General features: G+C 52.7%; 7 protein-coding genes. All 7 read right to left on the bottom strand.

Translation table 11 applies throughout. The annotated features are described in order from the left end of the window. Window positions 1-38: 38 nt before the first annotated feature. The 7 genes from ABDW72_RS09990 to ABDW72_RS09960 all read right to left on the bottom strand — a co-directional run bounded on the left by ABDW72_RS09990 (window position 39) and on the right by ABDW72_RS09960 (window position 15,937). The gene (locus tag ABDW72_RS09990) at window positions 39-2,249 is read right to left on the bottom strand and encodes a glycoside hydrolase family 3 C-terminal domain-containing protein (protein WP_347158408.1); all 2,211 of its coding nucleotides are present in this window, start codon (window positions 2,247-2,249) and stop codon (window positions 39-41) included. A 72-nt stretch (window positions 2,250-2,321) separates the two neighbouring features. Then, window positions 2,322-4,124 (bottom strand): glycoside hydrolase family 9 protein, encoded by a 1,803-nt coding sequence (locus ABDW72_RS09985; protein WP_347158407.1) that lies wholly within the window; start codon window positions 4,122-4,124, stop codon window positions 2,322-2,324. A gap of 368 nt (window positions 4,125-4,492) precedes the next feature. Next, window positions 4,493-5,836, bottom strand: a complete 1,344-nt coding sequence (locus ABDW72_RS09980) for a vanadium-dependent haloperoxidase (protein WP_347158406.1) — start codon at window positions 5,834-5,836, stop codon at window positions 4,493-4,495. Continuing rightward, complete coding sequence (locus ABDW72_RS09975) at window positions 5,833-9,198, bottom strand: VCBS repeat-containing protein (protein ID WP_347158405.1); 3,366 nt, start codon at window positions 9,196-9,198, stop codon at window positions 5,833-5,835. The genes ABDW72_RS09980 and ABDW72_RS09975 overlap by 4 nt, the downstream gene beginning before the upstream one ends. Before the next feature lie 229 nt (window positions 9,199-9,427). Beyond that, the gene (locus ABDW72_RS09970) at window positions 9,428-11,917 is read right to left on the bottom strand and encodes a xyloglucanase (RefSeq protein ID WP_347158404.1); all 2,490 of its coding nucleotides are present in this window, start codon (window positions 11,915-11,917) and stop codon (window positions 9,428-9,430) included. 154 nt (window positions 11,918-12,071) lie between these two features. Next, window positions 12,072-13,745 carry a glycosyl hydrolase gene (locus ABDW72_RS09965; protein WP_347158403.1) on the bottom strand — a complete coding sequence of 558 codons (1,674 nt, stop codon included), beginning with the start codon at window positions 13,743-13,745 and terminating at the stop codon, window positions 12,072-12,074. 140 nt (window positions 13,746-13,885) lie between these two features. Then, complete coding sequence (locus tag ABDW72_RS09960) at window positions 13,886-15,937, bottom strand: IPT/TIG domain-containing protein (protein ID WP_347158402.1); 2,052 nt, start codon at window positions 15,935-15,937, stop codon at window positions 13,886-13,888. Window positions 15,938-15,956 lie beyond the last annotated feature (19 nt).

The raw sequence follows: 15,956 nt of genomic DNA, 5'->3' as shown, positions 1-15,956 counted from the left end.
GCCCTTTGTTCTGTATATAAATTCTAACCAATTCATACTTATAAGGTCACTTCGCCGGTCTGGCGAATATCACGCGAGGAGCTGCCTACCAGGATATCAAACTTACCCGGCTCCAGCACCCACTGGTTTTGCTTGTCGTCGTAGTACTGGAAAGCGCTCTTTGGCAAGGTCAATGTCACCTCTTTTGATTCGCCCGGCTTCAGGAATATTTTCTGGAACGCCTTCAGCTCTTTTTCCGGGCGCTGCACCGCTGCCTGCTCGTCTTTTACATACAACTGCACCACTTCCCCTCCTTCGCGCTTGCCAGTATTTTTCACGTTCAATGTAACTTTCACTTGCTCGCCATCTTTGGCTACCTTCATCCCACTATAGTCGAAGGAAGTATAAGACAGACCGTGCCCGAAGCTGAACTGCGGCGCCACGTTTTTTGTGTCGTAGTAGCGGTAGCCTACCAGCAGGCCTTCGTTGTAGTGCACGTTGGTGGTGTCTTTATCGCCCGGATATTCGCCCAGCACGTAGGCCGGCGTATCCTGCAGCTTCTTAGGGAAGGTGACCGGCAGTTTGCCCGATGGGTTTACCTGCCCGAACAGCACTTCTGCCACAGCTGTGCCGCCTTCCATACCCGGGTACCAGGCCTGCACAATGCTTTTGGCTCGATCTACCCACTGCGTCATGTCCAACGGACCGCCGCCTACCAGCACAATGGCGGTGTTCGGGTTGGCTTTTAGCACCGCATCGATCAGTTTATCCTGTTCAAATGGCATTTTCATACTTGGCTTGTCGATGCCTTCCGCATCGTAGGCATTGCCGTTCCAGTCATCAGAGTAGCCGTGTACCCAACCGCCTACATACACTACCGCATCAGCGCCTTTGGCTGCCTGCACCGCCTCATCGATCAGTTGCTGATTGGCCTTTTCACTTCTGGATACTTCATAGCCGGGGGCGTATGTCACTGTTACGCCATTGCCCACCAATCGCTTGATGCCTTCCAGCGGCGTTATTTCGTAAGGTGCCCGCACCTGCGAGCTACCACCGCCCATGGCCTGCTTCCAGTCGGCGTTGGCCCCGATCACCGCAATTGTTTTTACTTTGCTCTTGTCCAGTGGCAGCAGGTTCTGTTCATTTTTCAGAAGCACAATGGCTTGTTCAGCCACTTTCAGCGCTGTTTGCTGGTGCGCTTTGGTGCTGAGCTCCCCTGACTGGCGCTTCTCGTTGCCCAGCATATGCGTCGCATACATCACGCGCAGAATACGGCGTACCTTTTCATCAATCACCGACTCCTGCACTTTCCCGTTCTTTACCAGCGCCACAACCGTATCACCCAGAAAGAACTTGCTGTAGTTGATGTTCGGCATCTGGCCCAGGTCTGTTCCCATCTCAATGTCGGTGCCGTTGTTGATGGCTTCCATCGTATTATGCACAGCACCCCAGTCGCTCACCACCAGGCCCTTAAAGCCCCATTCCCCTTTCAGTATCTTGTTGATGAGGTAATCATTTTCAACGGCATACTGCCCGCGAAACTTGTTGTATGAGCCCATTACCGTTAAAACGCCGCCCTCTTCTACGGCCGCTTTAAAGCCGGGCAGGTAGATCTCGCGCAACGTACGCTCGTCCATCTCCACATTGATATCGGAGCGCCTGGTTTCCTGGTTGTTAGCAGCAAAGTGCTTCAGGCTGGCAGCTACCCCCTGGTCCTGCACTCCTTTGATGTAGCCTACCACCATTTTGGTGATCAGGTATGGGTCTTCGCTCAGGTATTCGAAGTTACGGCCGTTGAGGGGCGTGCGCATGATGTTGATGCCCGGCCCCAGGATCACGTCTTTGCCGCGGGCATTTGCCTCGCTGCCCAGTACGGCGCCAAACTGATAGCCCAGTTCCGGGTTCCAGGTAGCTGCCAAGGCTACACCCGTCGGCAGGTAGGTCGACGAATCGTTGCCGGCATTATCCAGCGCCCAGTCGCGGCCATGCTCCGGGCGTACGCCATGCGGACCGTCCGACATTATCATTTCCGGGATGCCCAGGCGGGGCACGCCACCGGAAGTAAAGGAAGAAGAAGCATGCAGCATACCTACTTTCTCCTCCAGCGTCATCAGCTTGAGCAGTGAGTCGATTTGTGCCTCATGCGTCATCAGGTTAGTGGCTTCGTTGCCTTCCGGGTTCTGCACTTTGTCGGTAGAAGAACAAGAGGCCGTAAAAAGCAGCACTGCCAGACTTCCTGCCAGCCCGAGGCCGGTTAATTTATTCGTCATTGTATGGTGGTTGTTAGTTGATACTTCAAGCAATTTACAGCAGCAAGTATGGCCGACCCATACTTGCTGTCACTATTTCACAGGTCCTGAAAAGCCGGCTTTCTGCTGCAAGGCCTCCAGAGCGCCCGCTAAGTATACCAGCGGCGCATTCCAGTTAATGGCAATTTCATTGGCGGCATAAGCACAGTCCGAGTCCAGGTACATCTCATCTGGGGATGCGGAGGTGTTGTAGCCCGGGCAATGGTCCTGCTGGTTGGCGCGAGCATTGGTGCCCCCCGACAGCAGCCCTGGCACCGGCTCCGCTATGCCATCGGCTATAGAAGGCCGGTGGTGCGGGTGCATGGTGGCTTTGTCGCCGTAGCCAGTCACAAACGAATACCCTACGGCATTGCGGCCCAGCAGGTAATCCAGGTTGGAAAGAGCTGCCTCGGCATACTTCTTCTCACCGGTCAGTTGGTAAGCCTCTAGCAGCACGATGCCTTCGTTCGCCGCCACGGAGCTGCTTCCCCAGATGTAATCGCTGGCTGATTTGCCCATCACCGTTCTGTAAGCGCGCGTGGACGTGCCCGCTATCAGTTCATCGGCAAAGTTCACCATGCGCTTCTTGATTTCAGGAATATCTTTTTTTGCCGCTGCTGTCAGGTTGTTGCTGTTCCGCAGCAGGGTATAGTAGCCCAGCAGTCGTACCTGTGGCCACGAAGGCAACGGCATCTTGTTATCTGGCAACATGTTCACTGCCTTGTAGTAGCTGTCATTTTTGGTGGTAGTATATAACTCCGCCGCTGCCCAGATAAACTCATCGCTGAAATCCCTATCCCCGTATCCCCCAGTTGTTATCTTCGGCTCATACTGTTTGTTGATGGCGTCCTGGTCGTAGACCATGTTCGGGTTCTTCTGCGCCCAGGCCCAGGCTTTGGTAGCAGCAGTTAAGCACGAGTCGGCCAGCCCCGGCAGCTCTTTTTCATAGTTGCGGAAGATGCGGCTGGCCTGCGCCGTAACTGCGGCAAAGTCGAGGGTGGCGGCTGTGCCTTTTTGTACTACGTAGCGTGCATTGGTGGCTTTGTCGGGCATCACCATGCCATCGAAGGCCGGGTTGGTTAGTTTGTTGTAAACGCCGCCATCGTTGGGGTCCTGCATGGCCAGCATCCAGCGCAGGTTCCACAGCACCTCATCCAGCAGGTCAGGCACGGCATTGCTGCTTTCAGGGATGTTCAGCTGCTGCGCTTTGTAATACTGCGGAAAATCCTCGTAAGCCGACAGCAGGGTGCCCGTACTGATGCCGCTGTTCACAATATACTTGTTATAATCGCCGGCATCATACCAGCCGCGTGGCGCCGCGATGATGGTGCCGGCAGGCCGCTCTGCCGAAGCGGCAGAAGGGTGTACCAGTACGTGATTGTCGGGGTGTCCGGCAGCACGGTGCCACTTGCCCGCATACTTCTCCGGCAGGTCCGTGGACATGCGCTGGTAGTAAAAACCTTTGATGGCAGCAGCAGCCAGTTTCCGGTGCACATCCGGCTCAATCTCAAAAGTATAAGAACTACCCAATGCCGGAACCTCAAGCACATAGGTGCCGGGTTTGGTAAAACGGCTGAAGTCTGCTATCCGGGTGGGCCTGCCTGACAGCTCTGCCTTTTTGGTGTCCGTTAGCTGCCCGGTATAAACGGTTTTGGAGCCATCGGCCGTTTTGATGTAAAACTTACCACCTTTGTTCTCCCCCACCACCACAGCCACTTTGGGCGCATTTGGGTAAAAACCGAGCTGGTTCAGGCGTATCTGTTCCTGCGCCGGCTGCTGCGTTGTGGTTTGTGCCTGTGCGCCCAAAGCCGAAGCGCAAAGCAACAACCCTCCAAGCGCCTTGTATAAAGTCTGCATACCGCATTATTTTTAGTAGTAGGCGAAGATAGGCATTCAGCGCAGCAACGGCAGGTATCAAATGTTTCTGATGTGGGCCCCGCGGGTTAAAACCAACAAATTCAGGAGTGTTTCAAACGTTTCCAGGATATGTTTAAGTAAGTATAACTGGACTATCTGGCGGTAGGATTGCTTTTACCTCTCATACAGATGAAGTCTCTGCCTATACTTGTTTCGCACATATACTTCAGCAATTGGCACATGCCAGTCTGGAGGCTCACGTTATACTTTATCACAGATTAACACCCGCGCCAGTTGGTTATACCTGCACAAAAAAAGAGACGCAACATTCTGCGTCTCTTATCTTACTTTATACTTGCTTAATGCTCTTACTTTCCGGCTACTGCTACGTTGGTTACAGCCGGCACCTTCTCTACTTTCTGCAGGACCAGCGCACCTACCCGGAAGCCCTGCTCCAACCCATTGTCGATGGCATCTTTGTAGTGGATGCCGCCATACATGCGGGAGATTGCAGCCTCCTGCGCCGCCTGGTGAAAAGAGGTGAACTGACGCGCTTTTAGGCCATAGCGCTCTTCCACGGTATCTGTAAAGTGAAAATTATCTCCCAAAAAGTGCGTTAATACCACTGCTGAAGCTGCTGAAACGGTAGAATGCCCGCTCAGGTATTCCGGAAAAGGCGGGGTTTGCAGCATCGGTTTCCAGGTAGGGTCCATGTACTTGCGGATGGCTGTTTCCGGACGGATGCGGTTGCTTCGGAACTTCTCGTCCCAGCAGCAGATAAAGCCGTCCATCAGCGCCACCGCCACAGTCGTATTAATCTGCATGGCGGCTGCAAAACTCTTGTTGGCCTGCTTGCAGGCAATGCCTGTGATGCCCATCCAGTGCGCTCCGGGCGAGATCTTTTTCATGCCCACCATCAGGTGTCCCTTATCCTGCAGGGCAAAGGGGTTGCAGTCCCAGAAGGCGGCAATCTGGTGGTGCTCTTCGGGCATGTTCTTCCCTTCTTCATACACCTGCTGCATCAACCTGTAAAATTCGGAGCTTTTGTTTGTGGAAAAAGCCACAGGCGGCACCGGTTTAAACTGCGAGCAGGAGTCCAGAGTAAAGGAGCGGATGGTGTTAAAGTAGGGCTCTACCGGCGGAAAGTAGCCCGGTGGCGTAGGATACCAGTTGCCATCCCCTTCTTTTGGGGTATAGCGCGGATAGTTGCTGATCTGGTTATACTTGTCGGCTTTGGCGTAAGCCAGCACCTGCTTGCTGATACTTTGCGCGTAACGGAGGGAGTTGTTCACCAGTTCCGCATCCATACCACTGGTGCGGCAGGAATCCAGAAAATGTTGCTCGTAGGTTTCCATCAGCGTGCCGGAAGGTTGCATCTTTTTAGCCGTTTCCATCATGGCCAGCAAAGCGCTCAGCTGGTAGGAGTAGTTGGATACCGCTGGTTTCTCTATTACCGGAAACTGGTTTAAGGCGCTGTGCATACTTTGGTAGGCACTATCGTTTTGCGCCACCACCTCGTAGCCGGCCAGGCAGGCATAGGCAAAAAAGCGGGCAGCCAAAGGCGGGTTGGTCACATCGTTTACCATCAGGTCAGTCATCTCTGCCGTTACCTGGCTAATGGCTTCGCTGCTGAACTGTGGCTGTGCCGGCTCCTGCTTCTGGCAGGCCGCCAACGCCACGACAGCAAATACTATGCATAACAGCTTTCTCATGGCTTTCTCATTTTATAAGCTTTCACGTCGCCTTGGTTGATGCCGAATAGCAGCGTGTTGTTTACCTGCACGATGCTGCGCACATCGCCTTTCAGGTGCAGCCCTGATTTGTTCTGCGGCACGTACGTGAAACCGCCCTTATCATCGCCCTGCAGCAGCACGCCGTAGTTAGCGTCATACTTGCCGAAGCGGAGACGGGCCTGTTTGATGTTGCCGCACAGCAGCAAGTCGGGGCGGCCATCGTGGTTATAGTCTATACTTTGGATGGCGTACACTGGTGAGAACTGCGCCTCTACCGGCAGCACCTGCTCTTTGAATTTGCCGCCTGCACCACCCGTAAAGTAAGCCGTCTTCAGGTAGTTAGCAGACAAATGACCGGCCCCTTTCAGTTCCTGCGGCGTAAAGATATCGTGTAGAGTGGCATCGGCGTATGCTTCGTAATTGGCAAAGCGTGTGCGTGTCATGCTGATCTGGTCCAGCAACTCGTCGCGCGTAACATACGGATAGCTCTTGCCCTGAATATAGCTACACAGGATGGGATCTACCGAGCCGTTGTCGTCGAAATCTTTGTAGTAAAGTTCGGCGGGCTCTTTGGCAGAGGCTTTTATCTGCGCGTTTATCCCCATGTTGCCCACCAACAGGTCCGGCTTTCCATCCTTGTTGAAATCACCCACGAGCAGCTTATTCCACCAGCCGCTGTATTTTTTGTCGAAGTATGAACTGGTCTTATCACTGAGTTTCCCATTAGCGTTTTTGAAAACCGTGATCGGCATCCACTCGCCTATTACAATCAGCTCCTGCTGCCGGTCTCCATCCAGATCATACCAGGCGGCATCTGTTACCAAGCCTAACTTTTGCAGCTGCGGAGCTACTGCGGCGGTCATGTCTTTAAAGTTGCCCTTTCCATCGTTTAACAGCAAATAGCTTTCGGGTGCTTCGGGGTAGCGGCCCGGTATCACGCGGCTGCCCACAAACAGGTCCTCAAAACCGTCGCCGTTCACATCGGCTGCGCGCGCGCAACTGGTGCTGGTGAGCATTTTTGGCAGGGCATCTGCCTGTTTGGTAAAGTTGCCTTTGCCATCCCCTAAGTATAAGCGGTCCTGCAGCAGGGCATCTTGTGGCATAAACTCGCCATAGCCGCCGCTGCTCACGTATAAATCCATTTTCCCATCTTTGTTGGCGTCAAAGAAGAGGGCATCCGTATCTTCGCTGTTTTTATCTGCTTCAAAAGCCGGTAGTTCTTTCTGTACAAAGCTTTTATTTGGCTGCTGTAAATACAGCACGGCTGCCTGCCCTCTGCTGCCACCAACAAACACATCTTCCAGCCCGTCGCTGTTCACATCGGCTTTCACCATGCAAGGGCCGGCAAACGACACGGGGTTTACCAGCAGCGGCTGGCGCTTAAAATCGTTTGTAAAACTTTGCTGCTGCTGCGTATATTTCACCGGCGATGGTACCTCTTCCAGCACAGGCTGCGTAGCTTTCGGAAATTTATACTTGCCGGTTGCTTCTTTTTCCTGCAGCGTCAGCACCTGGTCAGCCTTTATATCGCGCAGCACCTGCTTTTTGCCGCTCTGCCATACAATGCGTAGTGAATCTATACCTGCTTCGCTGCCCAGTCCGAAGTGCAGCACTGGCGACACACTAGACTCATAGCCGCGCGCGGGCATCTGCTCCTGGTACTGCTGCTGTCCGTTGCGGTAGAGCGTTACTTTGGCCCCGACTCCCTGTGTATTCTGCCCTGCTCCGGCCAGCTTCAGCTGCAGGTAGTGGTTGCCTTGTAACGTATTTGCCTGGTTCTGGTAGATGAAAGCTTCCTTGTTTATGTTGTTGATCACCAGGTCCAGGTCGCCGTCATTGTCCAGGTCGGCGTAAGCGGCTCCGTTGCTGTTAGAGGGTGTGTTGATGCCCCAGTCGGCGCCTTTATTGCTGAAACTCAGGTTGCCGTTATTTCGGAAGATGTAGTTTTTGACATTGGAGGATGGGATCTTGTTCACTACAGCCAGGATGCTTTTCTCATTCACGTTTCCGCTTTTGAAGAACGAGCTTTCATACTTGGTGAAGTCCATGTTGGTGAAATCGCGCAGAAAACCATTGCTCACGAACAGGTCTTTCCAGCCATCGTTGTCATAATCAGCAAACAGCGGCGCCCAGCTCCAGTCGGTATTGGAGATGCCCGTGAGCTGCCCCACCTCGCTAAAGGTACCGTCGCCATTATTTACATGCAGCATATTGCGCATGTACTGGTAGTATAATCCTGCCCGCAAATACATGTTAAAGCGTTCGTAGTTGTCGGGAGAAAAGAGCAGTTTCTGGCGGCGATTGTCTTCGGGCAACATGTCCAGCGCAAAAATGTCCGGCAGGCCATCGTTGTTGATGTCCGAGACCTCATTGCCCATCGAGTACAAAGAAGTATGCCCTATACTTTGCTGCAGCTTGTCAGTAAAGGTGCCATCGCCATTGTTGATGTACAGGTAATCCGGGGCAGAGTAATCGCTGGAAATGTAAATATCAGGACGGCCATCGCCGTTCATGTCGGCTATGCCTGCCCCCAGCCCGTAGGTGAGCGGCGAACCGGCCAGACCTGCCTGATCCGACACATCCGTAAAATGCCCTTTGTCGTTGCGGAACAGCTTAACGCGCATGTTCGGCTCTTTTTGCCGCAAGATCTGCTGGTAGGCCATATCATCCAGGTTGTTGAACTGGATGGGATTGTGGTTGAGCAGGAACATATCCAGGTCATTGTCCTGGTCGTAATCGAAGAAGCTGGCGCTGGTACTGAAAGAAGCGTCTGCCAGGCCAAACTGCTGCGCCTGCTCTTCAAACTTAGGCACGCCAGCCGAGTCGGCCCCCATGTTAATGAAAAGCTGGTTGACCCGTGCCATGGCCGGCATATTGCCTGAATAGCACACGTACAGGTCCAGCTTGCCATCGCCGTTCACATCGGCCATTGTCACGCCGGTTTTCCAGGTGTTGGCTCTGCCAGCCACTCCGGCAGGTAGCGTCACATCCTCAAAGCGCATATTGCCCTTGTTCAGGTATAACCGGTTGTCTACCATGTTGCCGGAGAAGTATAAATCGTCCAGACCGTCGTTGTTCACATCGCCCACAGCTACGCCCCCTCCGTTATAGAAGTACTGGTACATGAGGATGTTGCCGTAGGGATTCTCCTTTAGCGTATTGCTGAACGACACGTTGGTCTCGGAGGCGGGTAGCAGGCGGAAAAGGGTGTTGGCAGGCGGCGTGTCTGTTACAGTGGCGGCACTTTTATCTTCTTTTGCCTTGTCGTTTTTACAACCAGGCAGGAAAATAGTACTTAGCCCTATGCACAGCACCAGGAAACCAGATTTAATGGACTGCATTTTTCAGATTATTTTACTCTTAAAAGTAAGTAATTAGGCGCTAACTGCCAAAAACAAGCTTTACCTGCTGATTTCATGCAATTAGCCGAGTTTAACGAAATGAAATCAGCACTGTAGCATTGATCTCAGGAGCGCTTACTTGGCCTGCCGTTGTGCTCTTAAAAGGATTTTACGCACTGAAAAGTTGCATCTTATACTTGGGATTTCTGATTATTGTACAAGCTTATACTTAATATTTCACTATTTTAACAGCGCGGCTCCCTTTGCTGGTAGTGATGATCAAAGTATAAATGCCTTTGGCCAGTTGCTGCCCCAGTGTGCAGCGGCCGCTGCTCGTTCCTGCTGTTAGTTCAGCCCCTGTTATACTTATGATCCGATAGCTGAAAGGCACCTCAGACCTCACCTGTAGGGCCATGGTGAAGGGGTTTGGCCAGTAAGTAAATGTCACCACCAAGTTGTCCTCCAGCCCGGTCACAGCACAATCGGTTTTGCCAGTGTTTCCGCCTACGCACGTGTTACATTTATCTATGTAAGCTGCGCCGCCTAACACGCTATTACAGTCGTAGCGGTCGCCGTACACAATGCCGCGGCCGGAGGTGGCCACATACAGGCGGCCATACACGCGCGGATCACCTGTGATATCGTTTACGCCTCCAAACTGGTGCTGCTCATCGTTGATGCGCATCCAGGTAGCGCCAGCGTCATCAGACCGGAAGTACCCTGCCTCATTGTTCACCTTTCCGGCAATGTATACGGCCGGATGCGTGCTGCCCGGCGCTGCCTTTCCGAAGCCTGTTTTTACTGCCTCCTGCACATTGGCCACCTTTACAAAGCTGCTCCCTGCATCCACGGAGCGAAACAGCCCCGCGCCCGGATTTGTCAGCCACAGTTCCCCTTCTACTCCAGGCACCGCCTTCACAGAGGCCGCCCAGGTTTGCCAGCTTGGCACCGATTTCATACCGCCGGCACCTGCTGCAAATGACGCACCGCCATCTTTACTGACCAGCACTTTGCCATCTTCGGCATCATACAAGTATACTTTTTTGGCGTTCACCCGATCAGTCTCCGGCTTCAAATCGCCTTTTGCTACGCCCGCTGCACTTTTCCAGGTAGTTCCGTTGTCTGCAGAGTAAAAGATTCCGGCAGCTCCGTTTGGTGACCAGATCACCGTCTTGCCATCAGCTGTAACAGCGATGCTACCGCCGCCGTTCGTGTCGGCCGGCGCGCTACCAAAAGCTGTCCAGGTGCGGCCGCCATCAGCGGAATAGGCGCCGTACTTACCCGAGGCGCTGTTGTAGGTGCGCACCATAAAAGCAGGAACCTTGGCGGCAAAGTCGATGCTGTTGTTCGTGCCATACGACGGCGCCAAGCGACCAGCAGCAGGGGAAACACCCAGGCTGTCGTGCACAAAGCCATCTATATCGCCTAGCGCGCTAACCAAGTGCGCTCCCGCAGATGGACTTAGCAGCTCCAATGGCACCGTCTCCTCCAGCCCCTTGTTTTGGAAAGTCCATGTTACTGGCTTGTTTTCATCTGAAGCAAGCAGGTTCCGGGTCTGAAACACGCCATACCCCGTTATAAACCAGGCGCTGTTCGGATTAAAAGGGTCGAAGGCAATATCGCCAATCCAGTGCGGCTTGGAAGTGGCCGCATATGGTGCCAGTGAATAGTCCCAGGTTGCAGAAGCAAGTATAGGTTTCCAGGTAGTGCCGTCATCTGTGCTGCGGTATACTTCATCACCCGGCCACCAGCGGTCCAGCGTCGAGACAAGTAAGGTGCCGGGATGCTGCGGATCAAGCGCCAGCCCGGCAAAACCGCCCTGCCCTTCCGGTGGGCTGATGTTGGTCCAGTTACCGGTGCTTGTGTTGAGCTTCCATACTGCCCCGGCCGTGACATTATTTGGGCCGGGCCCATTGGCGTAGGTCAGGTACAGGGTGCCATCCGCTGCCTGCGTTGCATGGTGCGGCATGTTGCCAGTTGGTTGTCCGGGCACGGTCTGCCATGTCTCCCCGCCATCAGTGCTCCTGTACAGGTTAGTGCCAGTCTGTAATACCCCCGCATAAATTGTTAGAGTAGCTGCTCCTGCCGTGCCGCTCGCCTGATCGAACAGCACAAACGAAATTCCGCCGGAACCTATCGGCGACGTGGCAACTGGAAAGGAAGTGACTTTGCTCCAGCTGGCACCATAGTTCGTGCTTTGCCAGAGGCCGTCGGTGCTGGTCCCTAGGTATAATTTGCTACCCAGGTTGGGGTCTACCTGCAGGCGCTCGCCGGTAGAGCGGCCATCTTCGTTGCCCCCGAGTTTAATGGGTAGTTCTGTTTTCGTCCAGGTACTGCCTTTATCAGTAGAGGCAAGTATGGCGCCTGGTCCGGCCCAGGATTGCGTGTAGAGGCCGGTGGCCAGGTATACCCGGTTCGGGTCTGTCGGATCAGTGGCCAGACTGAGCACCCCTGTATTATCCTGTTCGCTTCTTCCTAACTGGTCTGTTAAAGGTATCCAGGTACTGGTCGCGGCATCCCACCGGTAGGCGCCTCCCACGTCTGTCCGGGCGTAGAGCAGGTCTTTTTCAGCCGGATTAAAGATGAGTCCCGATACAAAGCCGCCGCCCTGTATCTGCACGTTTTGCCAAACGTAGCTGCCAGGTGTTTGAGCGCTACTTTTAGTGCCTTCGAAACAACAAACAAGCAATAGTAAAAAAGCAAAGTAGTGGTTCTTCATAGAATGAAATAAATTAATTCGGGCAACTGCCATGTATATTGATACTGAGGCATTTATATTTATGGGTTAAACACAGAAGCGCTGCAGCTTTGAGCTGTTGTGTTAACTTCCATCAGCTTTACCTGCCGGATTTTAGCTCAGATAAGTTCTGCGCCTATTTCTTTACTACTTTCACCACAGCCCTTTTTTGATCTACCTTCACCATGTATACCCCGGCTGCCAGGCCAGCAAAGGAAATTATACCTTTTGTGCCGCTTACTTTTTGCTGCTTCACTATTTTCCCTTGCACATCGTATACCGCCACTTCTGCCATTGGGCGCTCACCGCTGATAACGATGTTGTCCGTTACCACCGTTGGGTATACTATAAAAGCTGGTCTCTCCGCTTTGCTGCCCCACAAGCCAGTTGGCACCGAAGGTGTAGTAGCCGTATCCTGCCTTTCATAATTGCTCAGGTCCGGCATTTCATCCAGCGTAATCACATACTCGCTGGCAAACATCTTTTTCCACAAGTTAAGCGCGTTATACTTGCTATCTTCGGTGTAGCCTCCGTACCAGGGCATGTACCACGACCAGGCCGCCCCGTCCTGCACCAGGTTCTCTACATCCGGGAAAGAACCTGTTTCGCTCAGCGTAAGCATCTTTTTGCCGCCATAGCGGTTATTCATATCGCTGAACTCCAGCGTTTGCGAGCTGTGATCACCGTCTTTATACAAGTCGCGTCCTACAATGTCCACGTATGCATCCCCTGGATACCAGGCATCATCATTGGGCTCGCGCGTCCAAACCCAGATCAGGTTGTGCAGCCCATGATAGTTTACCATACGGTCGTACATCAGGTGCCACAGGGCTTTTAACGGCTCCGGTCCTTTCGCTCCCCACCAGAACCAGCCACCCGCCGCTTCATGCAAGGGTCGCCAGATCACCGGCACATGCTGGTCCTGCAGTTCTTTCAACAGACCCGCTGTGTAGTCAATGTCGGCGAGCATGGCTTTGTATTCCGCTGAGCTCGGGTCAGAGACTTTGGAGATATCGAAGGAGGTGCCGTCGGGCTTTGATTGATTCTTAGTGTAAAACTCTTCTGTGGTGCGGGACGGGTCGCGCCAGTGCCACATCATAGCCGGTATGCCGTTGCGGCTGTACCAGGTTTTGGCATCGTTTATGGGCGTTTTGTCATTGTACCAGGTATACCCCCTGCCGGTGTGCATGAAGTCGATCCCCAGTAAAGCAGGTTCTTTGCCAGTCTTTTCCTTCAGCCAGTTTGACTCGTCAAAGCTGTTGAGCGTCATCACGCCGGAGATGATCTTGTCGCCATAGTTATCCAGCAGGAAGTTGTACAGGGCCTTTGCCTCTTTTGTGGGGTCCGGCGTTACCAGGGTCTGGTTCAGCTTAAACCGGTCGGCGTCTTTTACTTTTTCAAACGTGATGTAGTCGATGTTGATCCACCCCCAGGACTTGGTGATCTTCGCCTGCAGCTTGCCAGCCGGCAGCTTTTGTGCACTCACCAGCTGTAACATGCTATACTGGTCACATTTCTTCACCGAAAAGTCCAGCGTATTTCCGCCAATCTCAAATGTGTTTACCTTATCGCCACCAGGAGCAGCTACCTGTATGTAGATGTTGTAAAAACCTGCTTCCGGAAGCGTGACATCAAAGGTGAGGCTACCCTCGCTCTGCGCCACGTAATAGCCGCCGGAGCAGGTACCACACGCCTGCTTTGCTGCACCTTCGGCAAGCGTAGCGTTCTCCGCCTCATACTTCTGGGCAAAAACTTGCGCCGGGATCAGAAGTATAAGCAGTAAGCAAAGTTGTCTGTAAAAATGTATCATCCTAAAAATAAGTAGAAAGAAAAGATGCCTTGCGGTGAATCAACCAATGCATGTAAAGTACCGAAATGTAAAGCAGGCCAGGTATTAAACTAAAAAGGAAGGGCTGTTACCCTTCCTTTTTAGTTTGTCAGTAAGTATGGCTACCGCAATCCGAAATCATCCACGTAGATCGTGTTCGGGTTAGTACCATAGTTCTTGATGTATAACTCCGCCAGACCGCCTGATACGTCTCCCAAGGAACTAATGGGAATTTCGATCAGCTTATACTCTCCAGCCTTTACATCAAACGGCACATCAGCCAGTGAAGCGCCTGCGGCGTTCTTCACCTGTATGGCAACACGGCTGTCGCTTGCTCCGCCACGCACGTACAGCACAAGCGTAGAATAGCCCTGCAATACATTTGCACTTTTAGGGTGCAGTTGCAAAGCACCGTAGCCATCGTTATATTCTATTTTGATAGCATTGGAGCCGTTGTTTACGTTAGTGGTGTCATCCATTACTTGAGCCGTTGTACCCCAGCCGCCCCACTTCTCCCACTTATTGCTAAGGGCATCCTGGTAAATGTACTCTGTAATGTCCGGTCCTGCTGTTCCAATTTTTGCCTGCTTATCTGTCTTCACCGTAAAACCTGACTTTGTAATAAGCGACAGCACGCCAGTTTCAGCATCAGCAGGCACCAGCAGCACTAGCTGCTTCGCGTTTTGCGCTACAAAAGATGATACGGTAGCGCCGCCGGTAAATACAATTGATTTTACCTGGTCCAGCTCACTACCGCTTATCGTCAGATAGTTTCCGGCAATAACAGGCTCTGGTGTTACGCTGGTAATTTCAGGTAAGATAATTGACACTTTAGCGTCTGTCGCCACCACGTAATCTTTTACGGTAGTTAGCGTCAGGGCTCCTTTTTTGGCATCCATTGGCACCTTTACCACAATTTGATTAGCCGATTGGCTTACAAACGTACTGGCTACTGCGCCGCCCTGGAATGCAATGCTTTTCACCAGGTCCAGGTTTGTCCCACTGATGGTCAGGTTTTGACCCGGATCTACCGGTGCCGGAGAAAGCGAAGTGATCGCAGGCAGGATAATGTTCAGCTCCAGACTGCTTGTAACCTGCACACCAGAATGTGCTGTCAACTTCAGCACTCCCTTCGATGCATTATCGGGCACTGTCACTACAATCTGGTTAGCAGACTTACTTACAAACTTCGTTGCTACGGCTTCGCCAACACCTACAAAAGTAATTTTGTCAACCAAGTTTAGATTGGTACCTGTAATCGTCAGGTTGTCGCCGTGCTTTACGGGGTTAGGAGCCAAGGCCGTTACGGCAGGCAGCACCAGTGTCAGGTCTTCGTCTGTGGTTACTTCCACTCCAGACAGTGCCACCAGTGTCAGTTTTCCCATTGAGGCATTATCCGGCACCTTCACCACAATCTGCGTTGGCGTCTGGCTTACAAAAGTAGTTGCTATTGCATCGCCCACGCCTGTGAAATGTATTTCCTTCACCAGGTCCAGGTCAGTCCCTTTTATCGTCAGGTTTGCACCGTTGTTAATCGGGTTTGGTGACATGGAAGTTGCTTGCGGCAGGACTACTTCCAGCTCGTTTTCCGTTTCCACGGCTACCGGGTCAGTGCCGCCGCCAAGTATAAGCAGTGTGCCGGTCTTCGCCGTCATTGGCACCTGCAGCACCAGCTCAGTCGGTGTCTGGTTTACAAAGGTATCAACTGTATCCTGGCCGAATACCACTCCTTCTACCCAAGTAAGCTTGGTACCAGTCAGCGTAATATTAGTGCCTGGCTTGGCTTTTTCGGTCATGGAGGTAATGGTGATAGGCACATTAAAGCTCAGCACCGTTTTAGAGATTACCTTCTCCCCGCCTGTCACATCCAGCGTTACTTTGCCTTCCATGGCTTCCTGGGGCACAATCATGCGGATCAGGTCTGAGGTTTGCTCAATAAAATCGGCCTTGTTCACGGTTACGCCCGCCAGCTCCACAGCCTCTACTTTGTTCAGGTTGTGGCCTATGAAGCGGATTTCCTCGCCGTGCTGCACACCCGTTGGGCCAAAGCTAAGCAGTTCTACCTGTCCTGTGTTCGGCGTAGCATCATCGTCATCGTTACACGACACCAAAATGCCAAACGATAACACCAGGCACAACAGCAGGAGTAGCTTCAGGTTATAGAAATTTCTCATGTTTATATCTCTTAAATAA

Origin of the sequence: Pontibacter chitinilyticus (assembly GCF_039748935.1) — a bacterium.
Classification (GTDB): Bacteria; Bacteroidota; Bacteroidia; order Cytophagales; family Hymenobacteraceae; genus Pontibacter; species Pontibacter chitinilyticus.
Note: the sequence above shows the minus strand (reverse complement) of the source record. Positions and strands in the feature narration are given on the sequence as shown.

Coding starts and splice junctions, on each gene's coding strand:
- ABDW72_RS09990 (WP_347158408.1), bottom strand. CDS start 2,249: ATGACGAATAAATTAACCGGCCTCGGGCTGGCAGGAAGTCTGGCAGTG.
- ABDW72_RS09985 (WP_347158407.1), bottom strand. CDS start 4,124: ATGCAGACTTTATACAAGGCGCTTGGAGGGTTGTTGCTTTGCGCTTCG.
- ABDW72_RS09980 (WP_347158406.1), bottom strand. CDS start 5,836: ATGAGAAAGCTGTTATGCATAGTATTTGCTGTCGTGGCGTTGGCGGCC.
- ABDW72_RS09975 (WP_347158405.1), bottom strand. CDS start 9,198: ATGCAGTCCATTAAATCTGGTTTCCTGGTGCTGTGCATAGGGCTAAGT.
- ABDW72_RS09970 (WP_347158404.1), bottom strand. CDS start 11,917: ATGAAGAACCACTACTTTGCTTTTTTACTATTGCTTGTTTGTTGTTTC.
- ABDW72_RS09965 (WP_347158403.1), bottom strand. CDS start 13,745: ATGATACATTTTTACAGACAACTTTGCTTACTGCTTATACTTCTGATC.
- ABDW72_RS09960 (WP_347158402.1), bottom strand. CDS start 15,937: ATGAGAAATTTCTATAACCTGAAGCTACTCCTGCTGTTGTGCCTGGTG.